Origin of the sequence: Streptomyces sp. RB17, from assembly GCF_009604455.1 — a bacterium.
In the GTDB taxonomy this organism is placed as follows: Bacteria; Actinomycetota; Actinomycetes; order Streptomycetales; family Streptomycetaceae; genus Streptomyces.
This window is the reverse complement of sequence record NZ_WEGL01000011.1, coordinates 199,954-221,836: the sequence shown is the minus strand read 5'-3', so window position 1 is coordinate 221,836 and position 21,883 is coordinate 199,954. Positions and strand designations below refer to the sequence as shown.

Genomic DNA, 21,883 nt, shown 5'->3' with positions numbered 1-21,883 from the left:
CGGTTCCGGCCGTGTCGTCACCGCGCCCTGAATTCACGGCTGTTCGGCCCGGGGCGGCGGTCGGGAACGGCTGGGGCGGCCGCGTACTCCGGTAGCATCGGTCGCCGCGAGCGAACGGCGCCATCGATGAGCACGGCGGGGGAATGCCGACATGGTGAGACGGTACGTGGTCGCACCGGGAGGGCGACGGGGCACCTACGCGGACATCGCATCCGCGCTGCGGGCGGCCGACGGGCGGCGGGGTCCGGCGCGGGTGGAGATCGAGCCCGGACACTACCCGGAGCGCCTGACCGTGCGGGGCGAGGTCGAGCTGGCCGCGCACGGTGAACCCGGCTCCGTGGTGGTGAACCCGGCCGGGGGCAGCGTGCTGGACGCCGCGGGGTCGGTGGTGGTGCGCGGACTGGAGCTGGTCGGGCGGGACGCGGACGTCGTCGACCTGCACGCGGGCACGCTCGTACTGGACCGGGTGGCGGTCCGGGCGCACGGCGGGGTCTGTCTGCACGCCCGGCGGGGCACGGCGGCCACGCTGACGGACAGTGAGTTCCGTTACGGACGCGTGCTGTTCTCCGGGGCGGCGGGGAGCGTGGAGCGGTGCCGGTTCACCGACGCCGCCGACAACGCCGTCGCGGTGATCGAGGGCGGCCGCATCGCCCTGCGCGACAGCCGGTTCACCGGCAGCCGGATCCACGGGGTGCGGGTCAGCGACGCCCGGGCCGAGCTGACGGGGTGCGAGCTGACCGGTACCGGGCAGGCGGCCGTGTGCGCGGACACGCGGGCGGAGATGACCGTCACGGACTGCGTGATCAGCGCCGTACAGGCCGAGGGGGTGCTGTACACCGGGCAGTCCCGGGGTCTGATGCGGGGCTGCCGGGTGAGCGACGCCGAACACGGGGTCGCGGCGACGACCGGCAGCGATCCCGTCGTCCGTGACTGTGTGTTCGCCGACTGCCGGGACACGGGCATCAACGTCCCGGACGAAGGCCGGGGGACGTTCGAGAACTGCGAGGTGGTCGACGCCCGGACCGTGTCGGTGCTCGTCACGCGGGGCGGGGCGCCCACGGTCGCCGGCTGCCGGATCGTGGGCGGCCACGTCGGTGTCGCGGTCGTCGACAAGGGCCGTGGCCGCTTCAGCCGGATCGACGCCCGGAACCTGAGAAGCGTCGCGCTGCGGGTACGGGAGGACGCCAAGGCGGTGTTCGAGGACGTGCGGGTCGAGCGCTGCGCGGCGGGCCTGGAGACGCTGGGCCCCGCCGACACCACCGCGGAGCTGACCGGTGGGCGGTTCGACGACTGCGAACTGGGGTCGGTGAGTTCGGGCGGCATGTCACGGGTCACGGTCAGGGGGGTCACCGCACGGCGCGGGCTCGTGGGCTTCTCCGCCATCGAGGAGTCCCAGCTGTACCTGGACGACTGCGAGGTCGCCGAGATGAGCATGGGGGTGCTCGCCATCGGCAGCTCGATGCTGGTCGCCCGGAACCTGTCCGTCACCGGGCCGGACGGCCCCGGCCTCGGCTGCACGGGCTCGGCGTTCGTGGACGTGGCCGGGAGCCGGTTCGCCCACTGCGGATACGCGGCCGTGTCGGCGCAGGAGATGAGCACGGGCCGCTTGGTGGACTGTTCAGTGACGGGCGCGCCGGGCAGCATGGCCGTACAGCACAACGGCCGCGTCGAGGTCGTCTCGCTCGACTCCTCGCTGCGGGTCGCCAAGCAGTTCTCCGAGCCGGCCGCTCCCCCGCCGCCGCCCGTCGTCAACACCTACGTCACCTACAACGCCCCGGTCTTCATGAAGGCCGTCACCAACTCCCAGATCGCCTTCGGCAATTCCCACGTCATCCAGCGGATGACCACACAGGACGGAGCCGGCTCATGACCGACCCGCAGCAGCAGGGCGCCCCCGGCGGTCCGGTGTTCCTCGGACCCGTCTCGGGCAACCAGATCGCCTGGGGAAACCAGACCGTCACCCAGTACCAGCGGAACGACACCGCGCCCGCACCCGGTTTCGAGGCGCTCGCGCAGCTCGTGGGCGACCTGCTGCTGCAGCTGCCGCAGGCGGGCCTCGCGGAGCAGGACCAGGTGGACGCCGAGGCCGCGGCCGAGGAGGTGCTCGCGGAGATCACCGGGCCCGAGGCACCCGAGCCGGGCCGGCTGCGGCGGGCGCTGAACGGCCTCAAGGGGGCCCTGGCCCCGGTCGCCACAGGTGCCGCGGCCGGAGTGGAGGCGGGCGCACAGGAGTGGGCACACGAGGCGATCAGAAACCTGACCACACTCATTTGAAGGCTCCCCTCCCTGAAGGGAGGGGATTCGTCACCCTCCAGGGCTGAGCGGGGATTTACGGCTCAGGCCGCCACCGGAGCCAGCGGCTCAGGTGGTCTGACGCCCTCGACACCGTCCGGGTTCCAACCTGCCCGGACCAGCATCACGCGGGCGGAGTTCTTGTCCCTGGGGGACACGGCTCCACACACGGTGCAGGCATACGTTCTCATCGACAGAGGTAGTGCGTGCTTGGTTCTCGCTCCGCACTTGGCACAGTCCATCGTGGTGTGCGCCGGGTGCACGAGACGGACGTCCCGCCCGTGCTTGCGGCCCATCTCGCACAGGGCACGCTTGGTCGCGGCGATGGCGGCATCGGCCGCCTTGCGGGCCATGGTGGTCTTCGCCAGGAACTTCGGCCTAAAGTCCTCCACCGCAACCCCGTCATGGCCGCGCATCACGGACTTGGCCCACTTGCGGCCGGTGTCCTCCCGCTGCCTCGCGATCTTCTTGTGCAGCTTCGCCGCCTGCGCCTGCGCGGCCCGGTAGCCCGCGGATGCGGGCTGTCCCTTCGAAGGCCGGCGCCGGGCCATCATCCGCTGGTACCTCGCCAGCCGCTGCGCGGCCCGCTTGCCGTGCTCGGCATGGGGCAGATCGTAGGCGTCGTCGGTGGTGGTGGCAGTCTCCTTCACACCCCAGTCCACGCCCAGGACGCGGCCGGTCTCAGAGAGCGGCTCAACCTGAGCCGGGACGACGAAGGACCCATACCAGTGGCCCAGGCTGTCCTGGTACACCCGCACACTCGACGGGTCGGCGGGCAGGTCCCGCGACCACACCACCGTCAGCACGATCTGGCCCGCAAGGTGCAGGCGGCCGTCCTTGAGGCGGAAACCGCGCTTCGTGTAGTTGAGGCTGCACCGCGCCTCCCGCTTCTTCTTGAAGCGGGGCATCTGGGCCCGGCGGTGCATCGGCAACCGGTCCTTGATGTCCTTCAGCGCTTTGGCACGGGACTTGGCAAAGTCCCGAATCACCTGCTGCTGCGGCACGCTCGCGCCCTCAGCCAGCCATGGCGTCACCCCGCGTGCCTCGGTCAGCATCTTGTCCAACTGCCCCGGACCACAGGTCACCTTCTCACCCGTCGCCCGGTTCTTCGCGTGCACCTGCTGGGACTTCGCGACGCACTCATTCCAGATCCACCGGCAGCGCGCCCACTCCGCCTCAAGTGCGCGCCGCGCGGCAGCCGACAGGCGCACACGGAAGGTGTACCGGGCATGCCCGGTGTCCTTCGTGGTCGCCTCTGCCGTCATGCATCCGAACCTACCTGAGAGGACTGACAGTTGAGAGTTCTTGATCATTGCGGGCGACATCACCGCCGTGCGGGGTGGACGCCGGATCGCCCTGACGGCGACCCGGCTATCCCTGCCCTGCTCCGCAGGAGTCCGATTCCTCCCCGGCCTGAAGGCCAGGGCATCCTCGGAGGAACCCGGTGAACCCCGCGATGCCCCCCGCGGGCCTACGTCAGCCCCGGGCCCGCGCGGACCGGTACGAGCGCCGGGCGGTCCCTGCCGGGCCGGCCGAGATCCGGACACTCCCTGCCGGGCCGGTCGAGCTCCGGACACTCCCTGCCAGCCGGCGTGAGCCCGAGCGCCCCGCGCGGACCGACGTGAGCTCCGGACACTCCCTGCCAGGCCGACGCGAGCCCCGGGCGTCCCGCGCGGACCGACGCCAGCCCCGGCCGCCCGGCGCGGACCGGCATGAACTCCGGACGGGCACCCCCGCGCGGACCGGCATGGGCCCCGGGCACTTCCTGCCAGGCCGGCGTGAGCCCCGGGCGCCCAGCGAGGACCGGCACGAGCCCCGGCCGCCACGCGCGGACCGGCATGAACTCCGGACACTCCCTGCCAGGCCGACGCGAGCCCCGGGCGCCCCGCGCGGACCGACGCCAGCCCCGGCCGCCCGGCGCGGACCGGCATGAACTCCGGACGGGCACCCCGCGCGGACCGGCATGGGCCCCGGGCACTCCCTGCCAGGCCGGCGTGAGCCCCGGGTGCTGCCTGACGGGCCGGCCGAGCTCCGGTCGGTTCTCGCGCCGGTGTGGGCCCCGGGCGCCTCTGCCCGGTATGAGGCTCGGTTGCCCTCACAGCAGTTGTGAGTCGCACACTCCCCTGTACCCGCCGTGAACCACAGGCTCCCCCGCAGCCGAGGTGAGCCCAGGTGGCCCTGCGCCTGCATGAGCCCGGGCCCCTCTGATCCCGGCATGAGCCCCGGGCACCCCGCGTGGACCGGCATGAGCGCCGGACACTCCCTGCCGGGCCGGCGTGAGCCCCGGGCGGTGTCAGGCGGCTCCGTCCTTGCTGCCTGGTTCGTCGTCGACGATCTCCGCGTCGACCACGCCGTCCGCGTCGGCCGTGCTCTCGCCGCTCGTGCTCTCCTGCGCGGACTGGCCGTCGGCCGAGGCGGACGCGTACATGGCCTGGCCCATCTTCTGGCTGACGGTGGCGAGTTTCTCCACGCCGGTGCGCAGGGCGGTGGTGTCGGCGTTCTGTTCCAGCAGCGTCTTCAGTTCCGCCGCGGCCGTCTCGACCTCGCCACGCGTGTCGGCGGGGACGCGGTCGTGGTTGTCGCGGATGAACTTCTCGGTCTGGTAGACGAGTTGCTCGGCCTGGTTGCGGGTCTCGGCGGCCTCACGGCGCTTGCGGTCCTCCTCGGCGTACTGTTCGGCGTCCCGCATCATGCGGTCGATGTCGTCCTTGGGAAGCGCCGAACCGCCCGTCACCGTCATCTTCTGCTCGCGTCCCGTCGCCAGGTCCTTCGCCGAGACGTGCATGATCCCGTTGGCGTCGATGTCGAAGGCCACCTCGATCTGCGGGACGCCGCGCGGCGCGGGCGGCAGCCCGGTGAGGTCGAAGACGCCGAGCTTCTTGTTGTACGCCGCGATCTCCCGTTCGCCCTGATAGACCTGGATGCCGACCGAGGGCTGGTTGTCGGTGGCGGTGGTGAAGATCTCCGAACGGCGCGTAGGGATCGTGGTGTTGCGTTCGATCAGCTTGGTCATGATGCCGCCCTTGGTCTCGATGCCGAGGGACAGCGGGGTGACGTCCAGGAGGAGGACGTCCTTGACGTCGCCGCGCAGGACACCGGCCTGGAGCGCGGCGCCCACGGCGACCACCTCGTCGGGGTTGACGCCCTTGTGCGGGTCCTTGCCGGTGAGGTCGCGGACCAGGTCGGTGACGGCGGGCATCCGGGTGGAGCCGCCGACGAGGATGACGTGGTCGATCGCGGACAGCTGGATCCCGGCGTCCTGGACGGCCTGGTGGAAGGGCTTCTTGCAGCGGTCGAGCAAGTCGGCGGTCAGCTCCTGGAACTGAGCGCGCGTCAGTTTCTCCTCCAGGTGCAGCGGGCCCTCGGCGGAGGCGGTGATGTAGGGCAGGTTGATCGAGGTCTCCGAGGACGACGACAGCTCGATCTTGGCCTTCTCGGCGGCCTCGCGCAGCCGCTGCACCGCCATCTTGTCGGCGCCGAGGTCGATGCCGTAGCTCCCCTTGAACCGCTTCACCAGGTGCTCGACGATCCGCTGGTCCCAGTCGTCGCCGCCGAGGTGGGTGTCGCCGTTGGTGGCCTTCACCTCGATGACGCCGTCGCCGATCTCCAGCAGGGACACGTCGAAGGTGCCGCCGCCGAGGTCGAACACCAGGACCGTCTGTTCGTCGGCCCGGTCCAGGCCGTAGGCGAGGGCGGCGGCGGTCGGCTCGTTGATGATCCTGAGCACCTTCAGGCCCGCGATCTCGCCGGCCTCCTTGGTGGCCTGCCGCTGGGAGTCGTCGAAGTACGCCGGCACGGTGATCACCGCGTCCGTGACGTCCTCGCCGAGGTAGGCCTCCGCATCCCGCTTCAGTTTCTGCAGCACCCGCGCGGACAGCTCCTGCGCGCGCAGCCGGGTGCCGTCGATGGAACCCTGCTCAGGAAAACGCCAGGAAGCGTCTCCCATGTGCCGTTTCACCGAGCGGGCGGTGCGCTCGACGTTGGTCACGGCCTGCCGTTTGGCGACCTCGCCGACCAGCACCTCCCCGTTCTTCGCGAACGCCACCACGGACGGTGTGGTGCGCGCACCCTCCGCGTTGCTGACGACCGTGGGCTCGCCGCCCTCCAGGACGGCCACCACCGAGTTCGTCGTCCCGAGATCGATCCCGACCGCACGTGCCATGGTCCGTCCCCTTCCGCCCGGGCGCCTGCCGCACTCCCAGCACAGGACGTGCCCGCGACGCTGTCAATGCCCGGGTACCCGGACACGGCGATGCCGCGTCCCCGGAACGGGGGCGCGGCATCGAGGGCCGTACGAGCGTCAGGCCAGCTCGGCCGTCAGGGTGATGGTCGTACCGGCCAGGGCCTGGCTGACCGGGCAGTTCTTCTTGGCGTCCTCGGCGGCCGAGGCGAAGCCCTCCGCGTCCAGACCGGGCACCTCGCCGCGCACGGTGAGGTGGATGCCGGTGATGCCCTCACCCGGCTGGAAGGTCACGTCGGCCTTGGTCTGCAGCCGGGTGGGCGGGGTGCCGGCGCCGGCCAGACCGTGCGAGAGGGCCATGGAGAAGCAGCTGGAGTGGGCGGCGGCGATCAGCTCCTCCGGGCTGGTCTTGCCGTTGGCCTGCTCGGCGCGCGACGCCCACGACACTGGCTGCTCGCCGATGCCGGAGGAGTCGAACGTGACGACGCCGTGCCCCTGGAGCAGGTTGCCTTCCCAGAGCGTGTGCGCGGTGCGCGTGGTGGCCACGATGGTTCCTTTCGCGTCGGGTCCCGTGACGTGAGATCCCGTTACGGGGGTTTTCCGTGCTCCTATCCGATCACATCCGGGCTCATCGCACTCTGAAGACCGGCCCACGCGGCGTGAACGGGAGGTGACTTCCCTGCGGGATCGGACAAGCGTGTTCCCGGCGCACCCGCAGCACGTCGCACCAGCCGTCGGTGATCACCAGCACCGGTGCGGCGGGCGGGAAGTCCTCGGCCCGGTGCGGCAGGTCGATGCCGGGCTGCAGGACCGTACCGCCGCGCCCGTGCACCCGGACCCGGCCCGCGATCTCGGTGACCGGGAGGTAGCCGGCGTCGTGCGGGGCGGCGTCGCAGAACACCACGCGGGCGGCCGGGACGTCACGGGCCTCGGCGTAGGAGGCGATCGCGCCGAGCGCCTTGCCGAGCAGGGTCCGGCTCATCGAGCCGGAGGTGTCGAGGACCGCCCCGAAGGTGCAGCGGGCGATCTCCTCCGGGGGGAACCAGCGGCCCGCACGCGGGATGTCCGGGGTGGAGGCCTGACGGCGGGCGGGGCGGGCGAAGGATCGTACGGGCTCCGGGCGGGGCACGAACTCGTCGAACCAGCGGGCGAGCTGCGCGTCCCAGGGCAGCGGCGGATGGCTGAGCGCGCGGATCTCCTGGACGAGGCCGCCGGGCAGGAAGCCGCGCTCCTGCGCCTGGTGCAGATCCAGGCCGCGGCTGAGGCCGCGCCGGTAGAACCCGTCCAGGTCGACGCCTTGGGGAAGCGGTAATCGTCCACGCGCGGCCCGTAGCGCTCGGCCCACTCGGCCGTGACCAGGCCGGACAGCCACGTTGGAGCCGCGACCGCCAACACCTCCAGGGCCGCTCGCAGCGTCTCACCGACGAACTCCATCCGGTTCAGCGTCCGCACCGCCGCCAGCACATGCGTGGAATCGGTCCGCTGCCGGCCGCCCGCCTTCAGCAATCCCAGCCCCCGCAGGCGTTCCAAGAGCAGCTCCAGCGTCTTCTGCTCCAACCCATGCTCGATCAGGCGGGCCCGGAACAAGCTCAGAACACAGGGATCGAACCCGGGATCATCCAGCTCAAGGCCGAGGAGGAACTTCCAGTCCATGCGGGCCCGCACCTGATCAGCAGCCTGCCGGTCGGTCAGCCCCTCCGCGTACTGCATCACCGACACCAGGGCCAGCGCCCCGGGCGAGACGGCAGGACACCCCAGCCGGGGAAACGCCTCGGCAAACGCCTCATCCTCAAACAACGGCCCCAGCTCCTCCCGGATCCGCACCGCGAGCGTCCCCTTGGGGAACGCTGCGCGTACCACCCGGATCGTCTCCGGCGGGCAGAACACCGACCACCCGTCGCGGATCTGCGGCACGCCGATCAGTTCCTCGGGGGCGAGCTGCGTACCGAGCAGGCTCACGCACTCCAGGCCGAGCGAGTCGGCGAACTCCCGCACCAGGGACGACTTTCCGATGCCGGGGGCGTCCCAGCGGAACACGGGCCGGACGGTGGCGAGGCCGAGGAGGAGTTCGGGGACGCGGACGGGAGTGACGGTGACGGCGGCCTGCAACGCTGGGCCTCCTTGCGGGGGTTCGAGGGACGGTCGGGAACGACTCGAACAGTGTGGGCGTACGGCGGTGCGGGCGCAGCCGGATTTCAGGCGGCCCGCTCGTCCTCGGTGCCGTCCGTGCCGTCGGTACCGGAGTCGCTGGTACCGGAGTCGCCGGTCAGCGGGACCTGGGGCCCGTTCAGCTCGCCCAGCCAGCGGCGCAGCACCTGATGCACCTGCTCGGCGCCGGTCAGTTCCTCCTCGCCGTCGACCGGTGCGGACAACTCCAGCGGCGAGAGCAGGAACGGGTGGGACTGGGCTCCGCCGAGACCGCCGTGGGAGCCGATCTGCTCCTCGAACGCGAGGACCTCGCCGTCGGCGGGGTCGAGGGCGGAGTTCACCATGATGTCGGCGGTGTGCGGGAACGAGTGGGTACGGCGGACCGCGCCGGCGGCGCCGGGACCGAACCGGGCCAGCGGTCCGGGCTGCTCGTCGAGCCTGTCCAGTGGGATTTCGGCGCCGTAGGCACCCAGCACCACACCGCCGTACTCCGCGCTGCGCACCAGCAGGAAGCCGATGCCGGGGTGGTTGGCGAGGGTGGTGAGCAAGGCGGGGTGGCGGGCGTCGATCTCCTCCTTGGTCATGCGATGGCGCACGTCGGGGAAGGAGACCAGGCCGAGGTTGCCGGAGGCCAGCACGATCGGCTCGGAGCCGGGGGTGGGGCGGTGCGGCTTGCTCTTCTCCTCCACGGGCCGGCGCAGCGCCGCGCGTACGGCGGCCCGGGCCTCGGCACCGCTGTGCGTGCGTTCTGCCCGGCGCGGCACATGCAGCCCACAGCCGGCCCGGACCAGATCGCCGAGGGTGAGGCCGTAGCGGGAGCGGAAGGTCTCGCCGGGGCTCTGCCCGTGGTCGGACAGGACGACGATGCGGTACGGACGGGGCGCGTGCTCGGCGACCCGCTGGAGGAGGGCGAGGGAGCGGTCGAGGCGCTGCAGGACCTTCTCGGCGTCCCGGCTGCACGGACCGGAGTGGTGGGCGACCTCGTCGTAGGCGACGAGATCGGCGTAGACGGCGGTGCGCCCGGCGAGCATGTCGCCCATCACCGCCGCGACGACGACGTCCCGTTCGACGACGGTGGCGAAGGCGCGGATGAGCGGGTAGAGACCGCCGCGGCTCACCCGGGGGCGCTGCCCGCGCATGCGCGCGCGGGTGGACTGGCCGATCTCGCGGACCACCTCGGCGACGAAGGACAGGGCGGTACGGACGGCGTTTGCGGGGTCGGAGAAGTAGGCGAAGTAACCGGCGCGGGAACGGTTCTCCCGGCCTCGGCGGCGGGCCGCGATGGACAGCACGAGGGCCTGTTCACCGGCGCCGCCGCTGAAGAGGTTGCCGCGGCTGGCACCGTCCACGGTGAGCAGTCCACCGTCGCCTGTATGCAGTATGGCGCGGCGCTGCAGCTCGGCGGCACTCGTCGGTCGATTGCACACCATCACCTCCCCGCGGTCCTTCTCGTACCAGCGGAAGGCCGGCACGTCGAAGGTGCTGCCGTGGAGGATGCCGAGCTGACTGGCACCGGTCTGGCTGGACCAGTCGGTGCGCCAAGGGGTGAGGCGGTGGGTCGGGCGGGCCGGACAGTTCGGCTGCGGCGCGTCGACGGTCGCCTGTATACCGTCCGCCTGCCGCACGTCGACGGTCGCTTGCATACCGTCCGTCTGCTGCGTGTCGACGGTCGACTGCATACCGTCGCCGCTGCGCCGTAGGCCGTCGCAACACGGCCGCATACCGTCGCCGGTCGACCGCATATCGCCGCCGGCTCGCCGCAGACCGTCGCCAGCGGACCGCACGCCGTCGCCGTCCGCGGTCGATCGCATACCGTCGCCCGTCCCCAGCCAGCCCGCGACCGTCGGCATCAGCCCGTTGCGGACCGCGTCGTCGAGGACGTCGTGGCCGACGCCGTCGAGCTGGACGAAGACCAGGCCGGGGGTGGTGGGGCAGGGCGGGTCGGATCTGCGGCGGCGGGCGGCGAGGCGGTGCAGGCGGCGCCGGTAGGTCTCGTCGTCGCGTACGGCGAGGGCCGCGCCGGTGGCCGAGGCGACGGCGGACATCACCGCGGCCACGATCACGGCGGTCTCGGGGGCCGCCTCACCCCGGCCGGAGGGGTTGATGCGCAGGGCGAGCAGCAGCAGGGACCCGTTGAGGAAGAAGACCAGCAGGCCGAGCACGAGGGCCGGTACGAGCAGCAGGAGCCGGACCAGGAGCGGCCACACCACGGCCGACAGCACACCGAAGGCGCCGGCGCCGCAGGCGGCGGTCACTGCGATACGGGTGGCGCTGTCGCCGTCGGCGGACTGGAGCTGGAAGTCGGGCAGGAGTGCGGCGAGGACCAGCATGGTGAGGGTGGACACCGCCCATACGGCGACGCTCCGACCGATCTGACTGGCGACCCGCCGCCACCGCACGCCTCGCACTCCTCGCCCCCCCACGTCCCGCCCCGCTCGACGCCCGGGCCTCGCTCCACCTTGTCACACGGGTCCACCGCACGTGGCCCGCCCCAGAGCCGAGCTGATCGCGTTGTCAGTCCCCTCTGTCATCCTCCCGGCATGCTCTACGAAGCCTTGGTGGCGGAGTCCCGGAGGAACGACCCGCTCGACGACGTGAGGTCCGCCGCACTCGGCCGTGTCCGCTGGCTCGTCGGCCTGCTGGAGCGTCAGCGGGCCGAGTTTCGGCTGGCCATGGGGCACGAGCACCGGCGGTCGAGAGGGGCGAGCACGGCGGTCCAGGCGGAGATCGACGGCCGGCTCGCGGCCTGCGAGGACGAGGAGGGCAGGGCCGCGGTCCTGTGCCTGATGCTGGCCACCCGGTTCGACGGGACCGGCTTCTGGTCGTACGACACCGAGATCGAGGCCCTGATCTCGCGGGTGCGCGGCTGGACACCGGACGAGGTAGGCGTGCTGCTGCTCCGCGCCGCCGAGTACGACAGGGGCTACCGGTTCGCCGACGCGCTGGACACGGCACTGACCGCCGCCGGGCAACTCGACGCTGACGGCTGCCGTGCGCTCGCCCCGTGGCTGCGGCACGCCCACGCGGAACTCCAGGACTCCCGCGTCGAGGCGCGCCTGCGCGGACCGCTCGCCAGGCGGCTGCGGGAACTGCTCGCGAGCGCGGACGAGGCGCACGTCCCCGAGGGGCTGATTCCCGCCTACGCCCCCTGGGCCGCCGCCCTGCGCGAGCGCGCGAGCACCGCGCCGCCCCGCGAACTCGCCGACTTCGTACGGCACTTGGCGAGCCTGTCCGGACCGCGTCCGACCCAGCGCTGGCGACGCACCTGCCTCACCCTCGTGGACGCGGTGTCCGGGCGGGACATGGTGCAACAGGTCCTGCGCGCGCTTGCCGAGGGCGATCCGGTGTGCAGCAGGGGAAGCGGCCCCCACGCCGGCTGGCTATCCGGCGGCTACCACTACCACTACGTCGTCCACCAGAACGACGGGGACCTGGCACGCGGCCTCGTCTGGGCGGCCGCGCTGGCCGCCGGCCCGGCATCGGTGCCGTACCTCCACGCGCTCGCCCTGCGCACCGGCGGCCCGGCAAGGGACGTGACCGAGGACCCCAAGCTCGCGGGCGCCACGATCAACGCCCTGGCCGAGGTCGATGATCCGGCCGCCCTGGAGGCACTGTGGCGGCTGCGCTCCCGGATCCGGCACCGGGCCCTGCGCAAGCAGCTGGACACCGCCCTGGCGACCGCCGCCGCGCGGCAGGGCATCACCGCGGGGCAGCTCGTCGAGCGCAGCGTGCCCGCCCATGGCCTGGCCCCGGACGGCTTGCTGGAACGGGAGCTGGGCGGATACCGGGCGCGGGTGGCGATCGAGGACGCGCAGACGGTACGGCTGACCTTCACAGGACCCGAGGGACGCACGTCCCGTACCGCCCCGGCGCCGGTGAAGGCCGGATTCCCCGACGAACTCGCGGAGTTGAAGGCCCTGGCCAAGGCGGTGCGGGGCACGTTGTCGGGTGAGCGGGCGCGCGTGGAGGCGCTGATGTCGGCGGGGCGCACGTGGCCGTACGACGAATGGTGCCGCCACTACCGCGACCACCCGGTGACCGGCGTCGTCGTCCGGGGGTTGATCTGGGAGTTCCAGGGAGCGGACGGCGCGTGGCGCGCGGCGGCGCCGGCGGCCGGACCCTCCGGTGCGCCCCGGCGCGTCCGGCTGTGGCATCCGGTGCGGGCGTCGGTGGACGAGGTCGGTACGTGGCGGGCCCGGATCCTCGCGGAGAGCCTGCGGCAGCCGTTCAAACAGGCTTTCCGCGAGATATACCGGCTCACCGCGGCGGAGGAGCGGACCGGCGTCTACTCCAACCGGTTCGCCGCCCACATCGTCCACTACCCGCGCCTGTACGCCCTGTTCAAGCAGCGCGGCTGGCAGGCCAACTTCCTCGGACGCTATGACGGCGGCTACGACGGTCTGGCCCGGGCCGAGTTCGGCGACGGCGAGTGGCGGGCCTGCTTCCATCACGAACCCGCCGAGGAGGACGACCGCGACTACGCGCCGCTGTACGCCGCGACCGACCAGGTCCGCTTCGAGCGGCGGGACGGGCGGCGCTGGCGGGAGGTCCGGCTGGAGGAGGTGCCGCCGCTGGTGTTCAGCGAGGCCATGCGGGACGTGGACCTGTTCGTCGGGGTGACCTCGATCGCCGCCGACCCCGACTGGACGGACCGGGGCGAGGACCGCCATGCCGCGTACTGGCGGACGACCACCTTCGGCGAGCTCACCGCGAGCGCACAGGTCCGCCGCGACGCCCTGGCACGGATCCTGCCGCGGCTGAGGATCGCCGACCGCTGCACGCTCGACGGCCGCTTCCTGGTCGTCCGCGGCGATCTGCGCACCTACCGGATCCACCTGGGCTCGGCCAACATCCTGATGGAACCGGACGACAGCTACCTGTGCGTCGTCCCGGCACGCAGCCAGGGCAGCGGCACGGTGTTCCTGCCGTTCGAGGACGACCGGCTCTCGCTGATCCTGAGCAAGGCCTTCCTGCTCGCCGCCGACACGAAGATCACCGACGAGACCATCCTCATGCAGATCAAGAGGGGTGCCTGATGGCCACCGTGACGTTCCGGGACGAGACGGCGACGGGCAGGCCGGTCGCCGTGTGGGAGGTCACCGGGCTGCCGGAGCGGATGACCGTACGGGAGCTGATCAGACTCCGGGTCCGGGAGGAGGTCGCCCGGCACAACGCCCGGCCCGGAGACCGGTTCAACGGCCTGGTACGCCCCGCCGACGCCGAGACGGAGCGGGGCGGCCGCCGGCTGCGCGAGCCCCGCCGCATCGACGCGGAGCGTCAGGCCGAGATCGCCGAGCGCGCCTTCCTGGCCAACGGGTTCTTCGTGCTGGCCGGCGACCGCCAGGTCGAGGATCTGGACGACGTCGTGGATCTCACCGCCGATCCCGACCTGGTGTTCATCAAGCTCGTCGCCCTCGTCGGCGGCTGAAGGAAGCTACGCAGGGCGCAGCACACAGGGTGCAGGGCCTATCGGCCGTCGTAGCCGGCCGTCGGCATGGACAGCCGGCGGTGGACGCGGGCCTTCATCTGGGCGTCGTACGACGGCTCGGCCCGTCCGACGGTTTCCACGCGCACGCCCCGGCGCGCGCACTCGGCGGTGAACGCCTCGACCGAGGAGAGAGCGCGCCGGAGCACGCGCAGGCTGGGCGCGACGAAGACGTCCACTCCCGGCCGGACGCCGTCCCACAGCGCACCGTGGTCGAAGCGGAGTCCGCCGACGAGGAGTTCCCGGGCGATGACGTACCCGCGTTCGGCGGCCCAGCGGGCGCACATGGCGTGCTGGCTGCGGGAGTCGACGAGGAAGGGGTCCGCGTCCAGTTCCTCCAGCGGGGTCAGGCTGGCGATCGCGATGACCCGCACCGGCGCGGGCGCGGGCGTGTCGGAGGTACCCCGCAGCTGTCCCATGGCGTCCCCCTCACCTCCGGGTTTCGCCGCCGACCCTACTCCTGCCCGTAGGCTTCGGGGAGTCGCGTGAAGGAGGCGAAGAGGGTGCCGGTGGAGATCACCTGGTGGGGTCACGCCACCTGCACGGTGCGGGACGCGAACATACGGGTGCTCACCGATCCCCTGTTCGCCCGCCGGCTGGCGCATCTGCGGCGGCGCCGGGGTGCCGTGCCGCCGGCCGCGGCCCGTCACGCGGACGTGGTGCTCGTCTCCCATCTGCACGCCGACCATCTGCATCTGCCCTCGCTGGCGGAGCTCGCCCCGGGCACGCGCCTGCTCGTGCCTCGGGGCGCACCCCGGGCGGTGCCCGGTCTGCGCCGGCTGCACCGACTGCGGGTGACGGAGGTGATGCCCGGGGACGAGGTGCGGATCGACGATCTGCTGGTGCGGGTGGTGCCGGCCCGGCACGACGGGCGGCGGCTGCCGGTGGGCCCGCACCGCTCGCCCGCGCTCGGCTATGTCGTGGAGGGCGCGGCACGGACGTACTTCGCCGGGGACACCGGGCTGTTCGACGCCATGGCCGAGCAGGTAGGGCCGGTGGACGTGGCGCTGCTGCCGGTGGGCGGCTGGGGGCCGTATCTCGGTGAGGGGCATCTGGACCCGGGGCGGGCGGCGCGGGCGCTGGCGCGGCTGGCACCCCGGGCGGCCGTGCCGGTGCACTACGGCACGTACTGGCCGATCGGGATGGACGCCGTGCGCCCGCACGAATTCCACGCGCCGGGGGACGAGTTCGTGCGGCTGGCGGCCGTGGCGGCGCCGGAGGTGGCGGTGCACAAGCTGGGGCACGGCGAGACTGTGCGGCTGGAGGTCGCGCGGTGACGTGGCTCGCCGATGCGTCGAGAGCCGTGACGACCGAGTCGACGCAGCAGGCGGTGGGCTATCCGTCGTTGTTCCTGCTGGTGCTGATCGGGGCGCTGCTGCCGGTGGTGCCGACGGGCGCGCTGGTGAGTTCGGCGGCGGTGGTGGCCTTTCACCAGACGGCGCCGTTCGCGCTGGCGTTGGTGTTCCTGACGGCGTCGCCGGCCGCGTTCCTGGGGGACGCGGCGCTGTACTGGCTGGGGCGGCGCGGGATGCGGTCGCGGAACGGGTCGCGGTGGCTGGAGGCGATACGGAGCCGGGCGCCGGAGGAACGACTCGCGCAGGCGCGGGGGAAGCTGTCCGAACATGGAGTTGCCGTACTGGTGTTGTCTCGGCTGGTGCCTGCCGGTCGTATTCCGGTGATGTTGGCTTGTCTGATGGCGGAGTGGCCGCTCAGGCGGTTCGCTCGGGGGAATCTGCCCGCGTGTCTGGCCTGGGCGGCCACCTATCAAGCCGTCGGCGTTCTGGGGGGTTCGTTGTTCCGGGAGCCGTGGGAGGGGGTTGTGGTGGCGGTGGGGCTGACCGTGGTTATCAGTGCTGTGCCGAGTGTGGTGCGGCGGTTCCGGTAGCGCCGCCGGGGTTTCGGCGCACTTCGGGCGCAGTTCCCCGCGCCCCTGAAGGGGCGCCTCAGTCGAGCACCTTCGAAGCGCCGATCGGGAGATCCCACAGGTCCTCTCGCTCCAACCCCGCCTTCTCCCAAGCGACTCGCACCCTCGTGAGCGGTTCCAGGACCGGCTCTGCCGAGAGGATGAAGGTGCCCCAGTGCATGGGGGCCATGCGGCGCGCGCCCAGATCCAGGGTGGCCTGTACGGCCTCCTCGGGATCGCAGTGGACGTCGCGGAGCCACCAACGGGGGTCGTAGGCGCCGATGGGCATGAGGGCGAGGTCGATGCCCGGGTAGCGGCGGCCGATGCGGGAGAACCAGTGGCCGTAGCCGGTGTCGCCGGCGAAGTAGAGGCGCTGTCCGTCAGCGTCGGTGAGCACCCAGCCGCCCCAGAGGCTGTGACAGGTGTCGGTGAGGGTGCGCTTGGACCAGTGGTGAGCGGGGACGAAGTCGAAGCGGACGCCGCCGAATTCCGCGCCCTCCCACCAGTCCAGCTCGGTGACGCAGGTGAAGCGGCGCCGGCGGAACCAGCGGCCGAGGCCGGCCGGAGCGAACACGGGAGTGTCCCGCGGGAGTTGGTGCAGGGTGGGGGCGTCGAGGTGGTCGTAGTGGTTGTGGCTGATGACGACGGCGTCGACGCGAGGCAGGGTGTCCCAGGGGACGCCGACGGGGGTGATACGGGCCGGGGTGCCGAGGATGCGGCGGGACCAGACGGGGTCGGTGAGCACGGTCAGGCCGCCGATCCGCACGATCCAGCTGGCGTGTCCGGCCCAGGTGACGGCGAGGGTGCGGGTGCCGACGCGGGGCAGCGGGGCGGGGGCGCAGGGGAGCCGGGGGACGTCCGCGAGACCGTCGGCTCCGGGCCGTACGGCGCCTTCGCGGGCAAAGCGGGCGAGGGCCTTGAGGCCGGGCAGGGGGGCGGTGAGCCGGTCGTGGAAGGTGCGGGGCCACACACGGTGTTCACCGAGGGGGCGCGGCTCGGCCAGCGGGGGAAACGGGGGTGCCAGGGGGGTCGGGGTGCCGGTGGAGCGGGTCGGTGCCGTGGGTGCGGTCGGTGCGGTCGGTCCCGCCGTCATGGCCGTCGTGGTCGTCGCGGGCTTCGTGGCCGTCGCGGTCGTCGCCGTCGTCGTGGTCGATCCGGGCTCGTGGGTCTCGGGCTCATGCGTCTGCTGCGTCATCGAGGAGGCTCCCATCGCTGAGCGTCGTCGCGGAGATCGTCGAGGACCGACGTCAAGAGGATCAACGCGCGTTGCACATGTGGCAGTTCCAACGGCGCGGGTGAGGTGAGGCATTCCGCGCGTTCCTCGTCGGTGCCGCCCAGCAGGGAGCCGGTGTCGAGTCGTACACGCAGCGCCCCGAGGTCGTCGCCGAAGCGGTGACCGCCGGGTGCGGGCATGCCGAGGCGGGCGGTGAGGAGGTCCTCCAACTCCTGGGCGTCGCCGACGCCCTGTTCGGCGAGGGGTTCGCGCAGCGGGCCGAGGTCGGCGTACAGGTGACGGCCGGCCTGCGGGGGGCGGGCGAAACCGCCGGCGGCGACGACGGCGGCGTGCGCAGCCGCGGCTACGCGCGCATGCAGTCGTACGGCGGCCTCGCGGCGCTCGGTGACGGGCGGGGGCTCGTCGAGGGCGTAGCCGGCCGCGGCGGCGACGGGTGCGGCGATGCGGGCGCCGAGCCCGGTGAGGATGTCCAGCACGCGCGCGTGCAGCTGCCGGCCGGGGCCGGTGTCCGGGAAGCGGGCAACAGCAGCAGGCCAGCCGGCCGGCAGCAGGGATCCGGCGAGATCGGTGACGACGGTGACCCGGTCGGGCCGCATCTCGGCGGGGCTGAGCAGCACGGTGTCGTGGGGCTGGTGCAGGGTGTCGCGCCAGGTCTCGTCGCTGACCAGGTGCAGTCCTTCGGCGGTCGCGGCCTCGACGGTCTCGTGCAGCAGTTCCGGCGGGGCGACGGTGGCGGTGGGGTCGTCGGCCACGGACAGCACGAGCAGCCGCGGGTCGCCGCCCTCGGTGCGCACCCGGCGGACGGTCTCCAGCAGGGCGTAGGGGTCGGGGACGCCACCGCCCTCGGCGGGAGTGGGCACGTGAAAGGCGGGCCTGCCGAGCACCCGGGCGTACGGCGCCCACCAGGCGGCACAGGGGCGCGGGACCAGGACATCGGCGCCGTCGCCGGCGAGTGCGGCGGTGAGGGCGAGCAGCAGCGCTGGGGCGCCGGGGCCGGCGGCCACCTGGTCGGGGACGGTGGGCAGTCCGCGCCGGGTCCAGTAGCCGCAGGCCGCTTCGAGGAGGGCGGGGGTGCCGCCGACGGGATGGGCGTCGGCGCGGCTCGCCGCCGCGGCGAGTACGGCGGTGAGTTCGGGGAGCACGGGAAGGCCGTCGCCGGGCAGGGGCGGGCCGTATCGGACGGGCCCGTGGCCCTCGGGGTCCGTCCGCCGCATGTCCGCCTCCGCGCGGTCCTGGTGCCGTGTGCCGCCGGTCCGGGCCGGCCGGGCGGCCGGGACGGGCGGACTGTCTCGTCGTGGGCTGGTGTGGATGGTGGGTTGCGGGTGCGTGGTGTGGAAGGAGGTTGTTGCGGCTTGTCGTGGCGGTCGGTCTCGTCCGTCGCCCGTGCTGTCCGTCGGTGCGAGGGCGGCTTCCGGGTGTTCTCGGGAGGGCGTGTACCCGTCGGGCGGCGGTCCATGGGGGGTGACGGGGCATCGCCCGGTCACACGTCCGTGGACCGGCCTCCCGCGGCGCGCCGGAGGCCGTAGAGCCGGTAGCCGGCTCCGCCGCAGGCCGCGGCGATGAGGGCGGCGCCTGAGGCGAGGGCCGGGACCGAGTCGGTGAAGCTGCCTCCCGCGCCGGCCTCGACGCCGTTCTGCACGGTGGGCGGGGCGCAGCCGTCGGTGTCGTGGGACTGCCGGTCGTCGGGGGCGCCGCAGGCGTGACCGGCGAGGCACGGCTCGTCGTGGGCCTGTGTGCACCGGTGGCCGTCGTCGGTGCAGGGCCCTGCGCCGGGGCAGTCGCGGCCGCCACCGGAGCACTGTCCGACCTCGCGGCACGGCGTCGTCCGGTCGGGGCACGCCTCCCCCGGCTTGCACCCGGCACCCGCCCCACTCGGACACACCTCCCCCGGCTTGCACCCGGCACCCGCCCCACTCGGACACGCCTCCCCCGGCTTGCACCCCGCACCCGCCCCACTCGGACACGCCTCCCCCGGCTTGCACCCCGCACCCGCCGCACTCGGGCACGCCTCCCCCGGCTTGCACCCCGCACCGCCCGAGCCCGGGCAGGACTCCGGGCTGTGGCAGCCGGTGGCGTCCTGGCAGGGCTCACCGGGTCGGCACGCGGCTGTGGGAGCGATGGGGGCTGTGGGAGCGATGGGGGCGGTGGGAGCGACAGGAGCGACGGGGGCGGTGGGGGCGACGGGAGCAAGGGGGGCGGTGGGAGCGACGGGGGCGGCGTAGGAGTCGCCGCACTGCTGCGGTGCGGCGCACGGGTCGGGGACGACCGTCACAGCGGCGGTGCGGGTCGGGAACGGGATGCCGGGATCCGGATCGGCGGCGGAGGCCGCGGGCCCGGCCAGGGCGAGCGCGGCACCGGCGAGAAAGGCGACGGACAGGGCACGGGCGGTGCGGCGCATGGGACGGGCTCCTCGGCGGGCACGGCGGATCGGTCGGCGGTCGTGGTGCGCCGGACGCCGGTACGGCAGGACGTCGGCCCCGGTACGGCGGTGGTGCGGGAGCGCTGTCCCTACGGCGTCACGGCTACGGGGCACGCGGCGTGCCCTCGCTGCCATGACAGCCCGCAAGGCGCCGCGGCGCGCGCGGCCGGACCCCATTCGCGGGACAGCCACGCCCGGCCGGGTGACAAACAGCGGTGCCGGTTACGGCACACCACGCCCCACCACCCGCGCCGCGCCCCACACCGCCACCCGCCTGACCACCCGTTCCCCCACCCCACCCCCACGCCACCCACCCAAGGCTCACGCCTCCCCGCTTCAGGGAGGTTTTCCGTCCTCGGTGCAGGTGACTCGGTATGTGCTGACCGGATCGTCCGCTCCGTACCCCACCGGGGAGGTCCCTTCATGAGCACCAAGGTCTCCGACCACATCCTCGAGCGCCTGCGGGCCTGGGGTGTGGACCAGGTCTTCGGTTATCCGGGCGACGGCATCAACGGCCTGCTCGCCGCGTGGGGCCGGGCCGAGGACCAGCCGCGGTTCATCCAGTCCCGGCACGAGGAGATGTCCGCGTTCGAGGCGGTCGGATACGCGAAGTTCAGCGGCCGCATCGGGGTGTGCGCGGCGACGTCGGGACCGGGCGCCATCCATCTGCTCAACGGCCTGTACGACGCCAAGCTCGACCATGTGCCGGTGCTGGCGATCGTCGGCCAGACCAACCGGACCGCGATGGGCGGTTCCTACCAGCAGGAAGTCGATCTGCACACGCTGTACAAGGACGTCGCCTCGGACTTCGTGGAGACGGTGACGGTGCCCGAGCAGCTGCCGAACGTGCTGGACCGCGCGGTCCGCACCGCGTACGCCCGGCGCACCTGCACCGCTCTGATCATCCCCGCCGATGTTCAGGAACTGGACTACTCGCCGCCGACGCACGAGTTCAAGATGGTGCCCTCCAGCCTCGGCATGAGCGACGTCACCATGACCCCCACGGACGATGCCCTGCGCCGGGCGGCGGACGTGCTGAACGAGGGCGACAAGGTGGCGATCCTGGTGGGCCAGGGCGCGGCCGGTGCGGTCGCGGAGGTGCAGGAGATCGCCGAGCTGCTCGGCGCGGGCGTGGCGAAGGCGCTGCTCGGCAAGGACGTCCTCAGTGACGAACTGCCCTACGTCACCGGACCGATCGGGCTGCTGGGAAGCCGGCCGTCGTACGAGCTGATGCGGGACTGCGACACGCTGCTGACGATCGGGTCGTCGTTCCCGTACACCCAGTTCATGCCGGACTTCGGCAAGGCGCGGGGCGTGCAGATCGACATCGACCCGCACATGATCGGGATGCGCTTCCCCTACGAGGTGAACCTCGTCGGCGACGCGAAGGCGACGCTGCGCCGGCTGATCCCGCTGCTGGCCGGCGACCGGGGCGGGCGCGAATGGCACGACACGGTGTGCGCGAACGTACGGCGCTGGCACGAGACGATGGAGCGGCGGGCCGGTCTGTCGGCCGATCCGATCAATCCCGAGTACGTGGCCCGGGCGCTGGATCCGCTGCTGCCGGAGAACGCGATCCTGACCTCCGACTCCGGTTCGGTCGCCAACTGGTACGCGCGGCACATCACGATGCGTCCGGGCATGCGCGGTTCGCTGTCCGGGACGCTGGCGACGATGGGTCCGGGTGTGCCGTACGCGATCGGCGCGAAGTTCGCGCACCCGGACCGGCCGGTGTTCGCGCTGGTCGGCGATGGTGCGATGCAGATGAACGGCCTGGCGGAGATGATCACTGCGGCGAAGTACCGGGACCGCTGGTCGGATCCGCGGCTGGTGGTGGGCGTGTGGAACAACCAGGACCTGAACCAGGTGACCTGGGAGATGCGCGCCATGGAAGGTGCGCCGTCCTTCCTCCCGTCCCAGCAGATCCCTGACGTGCAGTACGCGGCGTTCGCCCGCTCGCTGGGGCTGACCGGCGTCCGGGTGGAGAAGCCGGAGGACGTGGAGGCGGGGTGGCGGGCGGCGCTGGAGGCCGACGGACCGTGCGTGATCGAGTTCCTCACCGATCCCGCCGTACCGCCGATCCCGCCGCACGCGACCTGGGAGCAGATGGAGTCGACAGCGGCGTCGATCCTGAAGGGTGATGCCGACCGAGGGTCGGTGCTCAAGCAGGGCTTCAAGGCGAAGGTGCAGGAGTTCCTGCCCGGCAGGGACAAGGGCTAGCC

At 72.7% G+C, this 21,883-nt stretch carries 15 protein-coding genes and 2 pseudogenes; 7 read left to right on the top strand and 10 right to left on the bottom strand.

What is annotated here, in order from left to right; all coding sequences use genetic code 11:
* The first annotated feature begins 151 nt into the window (after nt 1-151).
* The gene (locus SRB17_RS38830; protein WP_153545931.1) at nt 152-1,870 is read left to right on the top strand and encodes a right-handed parallel beta-helix repeat-containing protein; all 1,719 of its coding nucleotides are present in this window, start codon (nt 152-154) and stop codon (nt 1,868-1,870) included.
* A complete protein-coding gene (locus tag SRB17_RS38825) occupies nt 1,867-2,274 on the top strand; it encodes a hypothetical protein (protein ID WP_153545929.1) in 408 nt (135 codons plus the stop codon). Before SRB17_RS38830 ends, SRB17_RS38825 begins: the two co-directional genes overlap by 4 nt.
* A 62-nt stretch (nt 2,275-2,336) precedes the next feature.
* On the opposite strand, the gene SRB17_RS38820 is transcribed toward SRB17_RS38825, so the two are convergent.
* From SRB17_RS38820 to SRB17_RS38795, 6 genes and pseudogenes are all read right to left on the bottom strand, one after another.
* Entirely contained in the window at nt 2,337-3,557 is a 1,221-nt protein-coding gene (locus SRB17_RS38820; protein ID WP_153545927.1) for an RNA-guided endonuclease InsQ/TnpB family protein, read from the bottom strand.
* Nucleotides 3,558-4,585: 1,028 nt separating this feature from the next.
* Nucleotides 4,586-6,454, bottom strand: coding sequence for a molecular chaperone DnaK (dnaK, locus tag SRB17_RS38815; RefSeq protein WP_153545925.1), 1,869 nt, complete (start codon nt 6,452-6,454; stop codon nt 4,586-4,588).
* A 138-nt stretch (nt 6,455-6,592) separates the two neighbouring features.
* On the bottom strand, nt 6,593-7,018 hold the full coding sequence (locus SRB17_RS38810) for an OsmC family protein (RefSeq protein ID WP_323377258.1): 426 nt from the start codon (nt 7,016-7,018) through the stop codon (nt 6,593-6,595).
* An 82-nt stretch (nt 7,019-7,100) separates the two neighbouring features.
* Nucleotides 7,101-7,766: pseudogene (locus tag SRB17_RS38805) on the bottom strand (DUF2201 family putative metallopeptidase); the annotation flags it as partial.
* A 269-nt stretch (nt 7,767-8,035) separates the two neighbouring features.
* Nucleotides 8,036-8,581 (bottom strand): annotated as a pseudogene (locus tag SRB17_RS48265) (transposase); the annotation flags it as partial.
* An 86-nt stretch (nt 8,582-8,667) separates the two neighbouring features.
* Nucleotides 8,668-11,028: a phage holin family protein gene (locus SRB17_RS38795; protein WP_323377257.1), complete on the bottom strand. Its 2,361-nt coding sequence runs from the start codon at nt 11,026-11,028 to the stop codon at nt 8,668-8,670.
* A gap of 132 nt (nt 11,029-11,160) precedes the next feature.
* On the opposite strand from SRB17_RS38795, the gene SRB17_RS38785 reads away from it, so the two are divergent.
* Both SRB17_RS38785 and SRB17_RS38780 read left to right on the top strand, forming a co-directional pair.
* On the top strand, nt 11,161-13,656 hold the full coding sequence (locus SRB17_RS38785; RefSeq protein ID WP_153545923.1) for a DUF4132 domain-containing protein: 2,496 nt from the start codon (nt 11,161-11,163) through the stop codon (nt 13,654-13,656).
* Nucleotides 13,656-14,048 (top strand): hypothetical protein, encoded by a 393-nt coding sequence (locus SRB17_RS38780; RefSeq protein ID WP_153545921.1) that lies wholly within the window; start codon nt 13,656-13,658, stop codon nt 14,046-14,048. Before SRB17_RS38785 ends, SRB17_RS38780 begins: the two co-directional genes overlap by 1 nt.
* Before the next feature lie 38 nt (nt 14,049-14,086).
* Here SRB17_RS38780 and SRB17_RS38775 read toward each other — a convergent pair whose 3' ends face one another.
* Nucleotides 14,087-14,524, bottom strand: coding sequence for a hypothetical protein (locus SRB17_RS38775; RefSeq protein ID WP_153545919.1), 438 nt, complete (start codon nt 14,522-14,524; stop codon nt 14,087-14,089).
* A gap of 84 nt (nt 14,525-14,608) precedes the next feature.
* Here SRB17_RS38775 and SRB17_RS38770 point away from each other — a divergent pair, with 84 nt between their 5' ends.
* Both SRB17_RS38770 and SRB17_RS38765 read left to right on the top strand, forming a co-directional pair.
* The gene (locus SRB17_RS38770; RefSeq protein ID WP_323377298.1) at nt 14,609-15,382 is read left to right on the top strand and encodes an MBL fold metallo-hydrolase; all 774 of its coding nucleotides are present in this window, start codon (nt 14,609-14,611) and stop codon (nt 15,380-15,382) included.
* Complete coding sequence (locus SRB17_RS38765; protein ID WP_323377254.1) at nt 15,379-15,990, top strand: DedA family protein; 612 nt, start codon at nt 15,379-15,381, stop codon at nt 15,988-15,990. Before SRB17_RS38770 ends, SRB17_RS38765 begins: the two co-directional genes overlap by 4 nt.
* A 58-nt stretch (nt 15,991-16,048) precedes the next feature.
* Here SRB17_RS38765 and SRB17_RS38760 read toward each other — a convergent pair whose 3' ends face one another.
* From SRB17_RS38760 to SRB17_RS45650, 3 genes are all read right to left on the bottom strand, one after another.
* On the bottom strand, nt 16,049-17,203 hold the full coding sequence (locus SRB17_RS38760) for an MBL fold metallo-hydrolase (RefSeq protein ID WP_194294268.1): 1,155 nt from the start codon (nt 17,201-17,203) through the stop codon (nt 16,049-16,051).
* Nucleotides 17,200-18,456, bottom strand: coding sequence for an aminotransferase class I/II-fold pyridoxal phosphate-dependent enzyme (locus SRB17_RS38755; RefSeq protein WP_153545915.1), 1,257 nt, complete (start codon nt 18,454-18,456; stop codon nt 17,200-17,202). Before SRB17_RS38755 ends, SRB17_RS38760 begins: the two co-directional genes overlap by 4 nt.
* 266 nt (nt 18,457-18,722) lie before the next feature.
* Nucleotides 18,723-19,640, bottom strand: a complete 918-nt coding sequence (locus SRB17_RS45650) for a hypothetical protein (RefSeq protein ID WP_194294267.1) — start codon at nt 19,638-19,640, stop codon at nt 18,723-18,725.
* Between the two features lie 444 nt (nt 19,641-20,084).
* Here SRB17_RS45650 and SRB17_RS38740 point away from each other — a divergent pair, with 444 nt between their 5' ends.
* Nucleotides 20,085-21,881 carry a thiamine pyrophosphate-requiring protein gene (locus tag SRB17_RS38740; protein WP_153546099.1) on the top strand — a complete coding sequence of 599 codons (1,797 nt, stop codon included), beginning with the start codon at nt 20,085-20,087 and terminating at the stop codon, nt 21,879-21,881.
* The last annotated feature ends 2 nt before the right edge of the window (nt 21,882-21,883 follow it).